The sequence below is a fragment of the Aquicoccus sp. genome (assembly GCF_041686535.1).
Lineage (GTDB): Bacteria > Pseudomonadota > Alphaproteobacteria > Rhodobacterales > Rhodobacteraceae > Aquicoccus.
Window position 1 is genome coordinate 1 of record NZ_JAWLDS010000114.1, and the last position, 8,512, is coordinate 8,512.

Annotated in this window: 8 protein-coding genes; 2 read left to right on the forward strand and 6 right to left on the reverse strand. The window is 64.6% G+C overall.

Features of this window, described 5'->3' with window-relative positions; translation table 11 throughout:
• Positions 1 to 417 (forward strand): SIS domain-containing protein (locus ACESL9_RS15835; protein WP_372675164.1); only part of this gene is annotated, 417 nt, incomplete at its 5' end.
• Positions 418 to 620: 203 nt separating this feature from the next.
• Here the strand turns inward: ACESL9_RS15835 and ACESL9_RS15840 are convergent.
• Positions 621 to 1,121 carry a hypothetical protein gene (locus ACESL9_RS15840; RefSeq protein ID WP_372609904.1) on the reverse strand — a complete coding sequence of 167 codons (501 nt, stop codon included), beginning with the start codon at positions 1,119 to 1,121 and terminating at the stop codon, positions 621 to 623.
• An 86-nt stretch (positions 1,122 to 1,207) separates the two neighbouring features.
• Between ACESL9_RS15840 and moaA the strand changes: the two genes are divergently transcribed.
• Positions 1,208 to 2,215 (forward strand): GTP 3',8-cyclase MoaA, encoded by a 1,008-nt coding sequence (moaA, locus tag ACESL9_RS15845; protein ID WP_372609902.1) that lies wholly within the window; start codon positions 1,208 to 1,210, stop codon positions 2,213 to 2,215.
• Between the two features lie 44 nt (positions 2,216 to 2,259).
• Here the strand turns inward: moaA and ACESL9_RS15850 are convergent, their stop codons facing one another.
• The 5 genes from ACESL9_RS15850 to ACESL9_RS15870 form a co-directional block, all read right to left on the reverse strand.
• A complete protein-coding gene (locus ACESL9_RS15850; RefSeq protein WP_372609900.1) occupies positions 2,260 to 3,423 on the reverse strand; it encodes a M20 aminoacylase family protein in 1,164 nt (387 codons plus the stop codon).
• Positions 3,424 to 3,450: 27 nt separating this feature from the next.
• Positions 3,451 to 4,614 carry a M20 aminoacylase family protein gene (locus tag ACESL9_RS15855; protein WP_372609898.1) on the reverse strand — a complete coding sequence of 388 codons (1,164 nt, stop codon included), beginning with the start codon at positions 4,612 to 4,614 and terminating at the stop codon, positions 3,451 to 3,453.
• 59 nt (positions 4,615 to 4,673) lie between these two features.
• Positions 4,674 to 6,020, reverse strand: a complete 1,347-nt coding sequence (locus tag ACESL9_RS15860) for an NAD(P)/FAD-dependent oxidoreductase (RefSeq protein ID WP_372609896.1) — start codon at positions 6,018 to 6,020, stop codon at positions 4,674 to 4,676.
• Positions 6,017 to 7,177 (reverse strand): acetylornithine deacetylase, encoded by a 1,161-nt coding sequence (gene argE, locus ACESL9_RS15865; RefSeq protein WP_372609894.1) that lies wholly within the window; start codon positions 7,175 to 7,177, stop codon positions 6,017 to 6,019. The genes ACESL9_RS15860 and argE overlap by 4 nt, the downstream gene beginning before the upstream one ends.
• A 2-nt stretch (positions 7,178 to 7,179) precedes the next feature.
• On the reverse strand, positions 7,180 to 8,512 hold a 1,333-nt coding region (locus tag ACESL9_RS15870), incomplete at its 5' end, for a dipeptide ABC transporter ATP-binding protein (RefSeq protein WP_372675165.1).

Consider the following 8,512-nt stretch of genomic DNA (forward strand, 5'->3'; position numbering starts at 1 on the left):
CGCGGCCTGATGTTCCCGCTCGCCCTCGAAGGTGCGCTGAAACTCAAGGAAATCAGCTATATCCACGCCGAAGCCTATGCCTCGGGCGAACTCAAGCACGGCCCCATCGCGCTCATCGACAAGCATGTGCCCGTGGTCGTCATGGCCCCGCGTGACGCGCTCTTCGAAAAGACCACGTCCAACATGCAGGAAGTGATCGCCCGCGGCGGGCGGGTGCTGCTCGTCACCGATCCGCCCGGCGCAGCCGAGGCCGCGGGAGATGCATGGATCACCCTCACCCTGCCGCAGGTCGAGCCCGGCCTCACCCCGATCCTCTATGCCCTGCCGGCCCAGCTTCTGGCCTATCACACCGCGGTGGCCAAGGGCACCGATGTCGATCAGCCGCGCAACCTTGCCAAATCGGTGACCGTCGAATGATCGCGCGAAAACACGCGCGCCATCCTGCTGCTCTTTCTTGGAAAAAATACTCGATCCGCCGCCACCACCGGGCGCAACATTAACCGCTTCAGCCTCGTGCTTCGCTGCATCGCGGCGGTGCACGCCCGGCAGCCGGACAGCAGCCGAAGGTCACCCCCCGAATCTTCCCGGGAAAATCGTTTTAACCGGCGAGAACGGGGCGTTTACTCGCTATAAACCTCGACCTCCGGCAGATCGGTCAGCGGCGCCTCGATCACCCGCAAAGCGGCCAGCGACATGCGGCTTCCGGCGGTTCTCGGCCCTTTGATCGGGATCAGGTCCAGTTCCACCGCCTTGCCGTTTCTGGGATAGACCACACGCCCCCGCCCCGGCGCGGACACAAGCGGCGTCTCGATCCACAGGCCCGGCCGCGCCGGATCGCCCAGCGACGCAATGGTCCGCCCGAGGCTGCGCCCCGCCCCGCCCGCCTGTGCCGCGCGCCCGGCATCCCCGGCCGCGCGCTTTTCCTCGGCGCTGGTCGTGTCAAGCTGGCCGATCGTCCGCCCGCCGCGCGGCGGGCGGATCGTGGCGTCGGTCGGCCGCGCCACCGGCCGTTGCTCCGCAGCGTCACTTGCAGAAGGCACAACCTCTTGTTCTGGCTGCGTGATTTCCGCGCAGCCCATAACGACCAGCATAGACCCGATACACATGATGATCTGTTTCATGGGCCAATGCTACGCGCGTTCAGACGCGCCGGCAATCATGCAGATGGCCCTTGCGCCCACCGCCGTCCGCGCCTACCTTCCAAGGCATGAGCGAGCCATTGATCGATCCTTTCCAACGCGCAATTTCCTACCTGCGCGTCTCGGTAACCGACCGCTGCGATTTCCGCTGCGTCTATTGCATGTCCGAGAACATGACCTTCCTGCCCAAGAAGGAGCTTCTGACGCTGGAAGAACTCGACCGGATGTGCTCAACCTTCGTCCGGCTGGGGGTCGAAAAGCTGCGCATCACCGGGGGCGAACCACTGGTGCGGCGCGACATCATGACGTTTTTCCGCGCGATGACCCGGCATCTCGACTCCGGTGCGCTCAAGGAACTGACCCTGACCACCAATGGCAGCCAATTGCACCGCTTTGCCAAGGACTTGCATGATGCCGGCGTGCGCCGGGTGAACATCTCGCTCGACACGCTCGACCCCGACAAGTTCGCGGCCGTCACCCGCTGGGGCAAGCTCGACAACGTGTTGCGCGGGATCGACGCCGCGCAGGAGGCGGGTCTGCGGGTCAAGATCAACGCGGTCGCCCTCAAGGGTTTCAACGATGTCGAACTCTTCGACCTGACCGAATGGGCGGCGGCGCGCGACATGGACCTTACCTGGATCGAGGTCATGCCGATGGGCGACATCGGCAACGAGGACCGGCTCGATCAATACTGGTCACTCAAGGATCTGCGCGCAAAGCTCGAATCACGCTACACGCTCACCGACCTGGCCGAGCGCACAGGCGGACCCGCGCGCTATGTCAAGATTATGGAAACCGGTCAGAAGATAGGTTTCATCACGCCGCTTACGCATAATTTCTGCGAAAGCTGCAACCGCGTCCGTCTCACCTGCACGGGCGAGCTTTTCATGTGCCTTGGCCAGGAGGATCAGGCCGACCTTCGCGCACCGCTGCGTGCCGATCCCGAAAGCGATGCCCCCCTCGAAAAGGCGATCCGCGCCGCCATCGCACGCAAGCCAAAGGGCCATGATTTCGACTATTCGCGCCAGGATGTGGCGGGCCAGATGCCCCGCCACATGAGCCATACCGGCGGATAGGCAAAAGGGCGGGATCAGATATCCCGCCCCTTGATTTCAGAGCCTTACGCGGCAGGCATCCGCTTCTCGACGACCTCGGCCAGCCACGAGCATCCGGTCGGAATGGCTTCGTCGTTGAAGTTGTATTTGGGATGATGCACCATCGCCGTATCGCCATTTCCCAAAAGGATATAGGCTCCGGGGCGCTCTTCCAGCATGAAGGCGAAATCCTCGCCCCCCATGACAAGCGGCGCCTCGTCGCAATCGCCCGAGATGGATTTCGCCACCTCGATCGCGAAATCGGTCTGCTCGGGATGGTTTTCCATGACCGGGTATCCGCGGATATAGTCGATCTCGGCCTGACCTCCGAACGTGGCCGCAATCCCTTGGCAAATCTCGGAAATCCGCTTTTCGGCAAGGTTGCGCATCTCGGGGCTCATGGTGCGCACCGTGCCCTTGATCTCGACCCGCTGCGGGATCACGTTAAAGGCTTTCGACGAGGTTTCAAACGACGTGACCGAGACCACGATCCGGTCCACCGGGTCGGCATTGCGGCTGGCGATGGTCTGAAGCGCGGTGACCGCCTGCGCGGCCATCACCGTGGTGTCCACCGTCTCGTGCGGCTTGGCCGCGTGTCCGCCAAGGCCCTCGAAGGTGATGTTGAACATGTCGGTCGCGGCAAAGAACGGGCCCGAGCGAATCGCGAAGGACCCCACCGGTTTGCCCGGCCAGTTGTGCATCCCGTAAACCTCGTGGATGCCCCAGCGCTTCATCATCCCGTCGTCGCACATCTCCTTGCCACCGCCGCCACCTTCTTCGGCGGGCTGAAAGATCATCACCGCCGTGCCGTCGAAATTGCGCGTCTCGGCAAGGTATTTCGCCGCGCCGAGCAGCATCGCGGTATGCCCGTCATGGCCACAGGCATGCATCGCGCCCGGGGTCTTTGACGCATAATCGAGCCCTGTCGCCTCGGTCATCGGAAGCGCGTCCATGTCGGCCCGCAGCCCGATGACCCGGCCGGATTTGTCGCTCTTGCCCCGGATCACGCCCACCACGCCGGTGCGGCCGATCCCTTCCACCACCTCGTCACAGCCGAATTCGCGCAGCTTTTCCGCGACAAGCGCCGAGGTCCGGTGCGTGTCGAACAGGATCTCGGGATGTTGGTGAATATCGCGCCGCCATTCGGTGATTTCCCCGTGCAGCTCCGCAAAGCGGTTCTTGACTGGCATCTTCTACTTTCCTTCTTCTGTTATGTCTCAGCCCAGCGGCATCCGCGTTTCGGCCAGTTCGGCAAACCAGCTCGTGCCGAACGGGATCGCCTCGTCGTTGAACTCGTATTTCGGGTTGTGCAGATCCGCACTCGCCCCGTTGCCGATGAAAATATAGGCGCCGGGCCGCGCATTCAGCATGTCGGCGAAATCCTCGCCTCCCATCACCGGGGTCATTTCGGTCTCGACCGTATCGGAAATGCGCCGCGCGGCCTTGGCCGCGTTCTCGACACCCTGCGGATCATTCACCAGGACCACGCGATCGGCGATATAGGTCAGCTCTGCCTCGGCCCCATGCGCCTGCGCCGTCAGCCGCGCCAGCGCCTCCATCCGCTCGCGCACCAGAGTCTGCACCTCGGGCTTCAATGTCCGCACCGTACCCTTGAGCGTCACACTGTCGGGCAACACGTTGTAGGTGTCGCTTTCGCTGCGGAAACCACAAATCGAGACCACCACGTTTTCAAGCGGATCGACGTTGCGCGACGCGATGGATTGCAGCGCCTGCACGATCTGCGACGCGGCCAGCACCGTATCGACCCCCAGATGCGGCATCGCGCCGTGCCCGCCCTTGCCCCGCACGAGAATCTCGAACTTGTCGGGCGCGGCCATCTGTGGCCCCGGGCGCATCGCGAAGTGTCCCACCGGCATCCCTGGCCAGTTGTGCAGACCGTAAACCTCGGCGACGTTCCACCGATCCATCACGCCCGCTTCGACCATCGCCCGGGCGCCACCGCCCCCCTCTTCGGCCGGCTGGAACAAGAGCACGACCGAGCCGTCGAAATTGCGCGTCTCGGCAAGGTATTTCGCCGCGCCGAGCAGCATCGCGGTATGCCCGTCATGGCCACAGGCATGCATCTTGCCCGGCCGCGTCGAGGCATGTGGTGCCCCCGTTGCCTCGTTTATGGGCAGCGCGTCCATGTCGGCGCGAAACGCAATCGCACGATTCCCGCCCCCCTGCCCCCGAATCACGCCCACAACCCCGGTGCCGCCCACGCCCTTGACCACCTCGTCACAACCGAATTGGCGCAGCTTTTCCGCCACGAACCCGGCGGTTTCATGCTCTTCGAATCGCAATTCGGGATGGGCATGCAGATGGCGGCGCCATTGGGCGATATCCTCCTGCATTTCGGCGAGACGGTTCTTGACGGGCATATATCTTTCTCCTCTTGGGCGGCGTTGAGCTTACTCCCCTCATCGCCACGGGCAAGGGGTCAGAGGTCGGGCCCCAATTCAAGTTTCGAGCCATCCGAGAAGCGCGACAATCTGAACCGTGACAGGTCATGCCCCGGGCTGTCCCCGCAGATCAGGTCGGCCATGATCCGCCCGAAGGCCGGGCCAATTCCGAACCCGTGCCCGCACATGCCGGTGCAGATGAAAAGCCCGGGCAGCGTGTCGGCCTCGTCCACCACCGGCACCACGTCGGGCATGGTGTCGATCATCCCCGCCCATTGCCGCGCCACCGGCACATTCCCCAACTCCGGAAAGGTTTCCTCGAACCGCCGCAGTACATCCGCAAGCGCCCGCGCGTTCGGTTCGGGGTCGAGAATGCGCATCCGCTCGAACGGGCTTTGCTCGTCCAGCGACCAGCGCCGTTTCGTGCCCCAGGCATCCGGGTATCCCCCGGGAGCGAACAGACGATAACTTGGCCCGAACGGATCGCCCATCAAGAGCTGCCGGTAATGCGGCAGCGCGCGAAACGCGTCCGGCCCGATCCAGAACTCGTAGAACCCAGACGAGGCAAGGGTATATCCGCCATCGGCCCGCCGCCGGAACGCCATGCCACCTTCGCCCGCCGCCCCGCCATGCACATCCGCCACCGGCCCTGTGGCCAGCACGTTCGAGCGCACCGCAAGTTGCGGAATCTTCACCCCCTCGCGCCGCAGGAAGAGCGCCGACCACGCCCCTGCCGCCACCAGCACCCGCTCACAGGCGATGCGCCCCTTCTCGGTCATGATTCCCGCCAAACGCCCCGCAACGACATCAAGCCCGCGCGCCGCGCAGCCCTCGATGATGGTCACACCCGCGCGCGCGGCGCCCCGCGCCAGCGCCGGCACTGCCACGAAGGGCTCGGCGCACATGTCGCTCGGCGTGTGCAACGCCCCGGCCCGGCTCCGCGCCGCACCCGGCATCATCGCGGCCAGCTCGGCCCGGCTCATCATCCGGCTGTCTACGCCATTGGCCCGCGCCTCGGGCAGCCATGCCTCGAACGCCGCCAGTTTCTCTTCATCCGCCCCGAGAAAGGTGATTCCACAGGTCCGCAGGCCGATATCCTCGCCCGCCGCCTCGGCCAGCTCACGCCAGCGCGACAGCGCCTCGACCATGATCGGCAATTCGGCCCGGTCGCGCCCGGTCTGGCGAATCCAGCCCCAGTTGCGCGCACTTTGTTCTGCGGCCACGCGGCCCTTTTCGACAACGACCACCCGCTGCCCCTTTCGGGCCAGGTACCATGCGGCGGTGATCCCGATAACACCGCCGCCAACGATCACCACGTCCGCCCGCTCGGGCAGCGCCGCGCCATGCTCCACCGCCTGCCCCATCGAAATGGGAAAACCGGTCACGCCAACTCCCGCAGCAATGCCTTCATGAAATCATGGCCCGCGTTGAATTGTGCGACGCTGATGAACTCGTCGGGCTGATGCGCCTGCGCGATGCTGCCCGGGCCACAGATCACGGCCGAATAGCCCGCAGCCTGGAACTGCCCGGCCTCCGTGCCGTAACTCACCACGTGCGTTCCATTGTCCCCGGTCAATCGACGCACCAGCGCCTCGGCCTCACCCTCCTCTTCCGGCACCAGCCCAGGCACGTCGAAGGCCTGCTCGAAATCGATCCGCGCCTCGGGCCGGATCTTCTGCATCTCGGCCTCGACCTCGCGCAGCTTGGCGACATAGCGGTCGCGCCACTCTTCGGCCGACTGGCTCGGCACCACGCGATAGGCCATCAGGAACCGGCAATCCTTGGCGGTGATGTTGTTGGCCGTGCCGCCAGTGATCGTGCCCACATGGCCCAGGGTCCAGGGCGGCTCGAACATCGCGGCAAATTCATCCGGGGCGCGCGCCATCTCCTCGGCATTGACCCGGTTGGCCCAGTCGATGATTTTCGCCGCCTCCATCACGGCGTTGACGCCGGTGTGCATCAGGCTCGAATGCACCTCGAAGCCGACGACATGCGTGGAAATCCCGATCCCGCCCTTGTGCCCGGTGACCGCGCGCATCTCCGACGGCTCGCCCACGATCACCGTGCCGGCCTTGGGCAGCGGCCCCTGCATCGCCCGGATCATCGGCGGCGCCCCGGTGCAGCCCACTTCCTCGTCATAGGACAGCGCGATCTGAAGGGGGCGCGTCACACCCTGATGCTTGGCCTCGACCAGCGCCCAGAGCGCCAGCGCGTCGAACCCCTTCATGTCGCATGTGCCACGCCCGTAATACCTGCCGTCACGCTCGGTCACGGTAAACGGATCGCTGGCCCAGGGCTGGCCGTCGACCGGCACCACGTCGGTATGACCCGAGAGAATCACCCCGCCCTCGACCTCGGGGCCGACATGGGCGAAAAGCGCGGCCTGTTCGTTATCCTCGCGGTAATGCCTGTGACAGACAATGCCGTGACCGCTCAGATACTCCTCGACCCAATCCACGAGCGGCAGGTTCGAATCTCGGCTCACCGTCGGAAAGCTGACCAGCTTTTCCATCAGTTCGAGCGGGCTGAGGCGTGGCGTCATGCTCAATACCCGCTATCGGTGGTCAGAATGAAATGCCCCGGGCTCACCTCTTCGTATTCGGAAGGCGCGGGTTCATAGTCCACCGGGTGAATAGGAGATGGTATCGGTTTGAACTTCAATTCCTTTTCCAGTTTTCGCCGATGTGGATCGGCGATCGGAACCGCCTTCATCAGCGCCTTGGTATAGGGGTGTTGCGGGTCTTCGAACACCGCCCGGCGCGGCCCCATCTCGACGATCCGACCCAGATACATCACCCCCACGTCATGGCTGACCCGTTCGACCACCGCCATGTCATGGCTGATGAAAAGGTAGCTGAGGCCCAGCTCGGCCTGAAGCTCCATCATCAGGTTCAGAACCTGGGCCTGCACGCTCACATCCAGCGCCGATACCGCCTCGTCCGCGACGATCAGCTTGGGGTTTAGCGCCAGCGCCCGCGCGATTGCCACGCGCTGGCGCTGCCCGCCGGACAATTCGTGCGGGAACCGCCGCAGGAAACTGCGTGGCAGTTCCACCCGGTCGAAAAGCTGTGCCACCCGCTCCTGCAATTCCTTGCCCTTGGCGACATGGTAGTTGCGCAGCGGCTCGGCCACCTGGTCCATCAGCTGCATCTGCGGGTTGAGGCTCGCGAACGGGTCCTGGAACACCATCTGCATGTCGGCGCGCGCCTTTTGCAGCCCGTCTTGGCCCAGCGCCATGATATCCACCGCCCCCAGCGTCACATGCCCCGACTGCGGCTCGACCAGTCGCAGGATCGACCGGCCCACGGTGGATTTGCCACAGCCCGATTCCCCCACGAGGCTCAGCGTGCGCCCCTTGCGGATCGAAAAGGACACGTCCTCGACCGCATGGACATTGGCCACCGTGCGGCGGAAAAAGCCGCCCTTGACCGGGAACCGGGTGGTCAGGTTGCGCACCTCCAGAAGCACCTCTTCACTGCCCGGAATCGGGTCGGCGCGATGCCCCTCGACCCCGAGGAGCTTCATCGGCTCGGGCAGGTCCTTGCCGGTCATCTCGCCCAGCCGGGGCACCGCCGAGAGAAGCGCCTTGGTGTAATCCTGCTGGGGATTTTCGAATATCTCCTCGACCGTCCCCTCCTCGACCTTCTTGCCGCGATACATCACGACCACGCGGTCGGCCATCTGTGCCACCACCGCCATGTCATGGGTGATGAACATCACCGCCGTGCCGGTCTCGCGCTTCAATCGATTCATCAGCGCCAGGATCTCGGCCTGGATTGTCACGTCGAGCGCCGTCGTCGGCTCGTCCGCGATCAACAGGCGCGGTTCACAGGCCAATGCCATGGCGATCACCACCCGCTGACGCATCCCGCCGGAC